The sequence below is a fragment of the Comamonas sp. GCA5 genome (assembly GCF_036541385.1).
Classification (GTDB): domain Bacteria; phylum Pseudomonadota; class Gammaproteobacteria; order Burkholderiales; family Burkholderiaceae_C; genus Comamonas; species Comamonas aquatica.
Map to the genome: position 1 here is coordinate 1 of NZ_JAZHFR010000258.1, position 301 is coordinate 301.

Below are 301 nucleotides of genomic sequence, written 5' to 3' on the forward strand. Positions count from 1 at the left end.
CCTGAGCATCTGCATATGCATGTGGCTTGGCGTGGAAAGGGGTTTGTTAACTACAACATGCTGCGGCGCTTTTGGCATATGGCCATCGGGAAGCACCGAGGATTCAAGGTATCGCGCGTGCTCCGTGGGGACGATTCGCCGGGGAACGTGCAAGACCGCCAGGTCAAGGCGTCTGCTGGTAGCTATCGCCATACAGAGAAGATTGCCAAGTACATCGGGAAGTACATCACCAAGGATCTGATTTCTGACTTCAATAAGAAACGTTATTGGCAGTCCAGTGGTATCAGTGTGGCTGAGACTC

The 301-nt window shown here is 52.8% G+C and carries 1 pseudogene; it reads left to right on the forward strand.

Annotated features, from left to right (window positions below):
* Window positions 1–301, forward strand: a pseudogene (locus SJH88_RS19565) (rolling circle replication-associated protein); the annotation flags it as partial.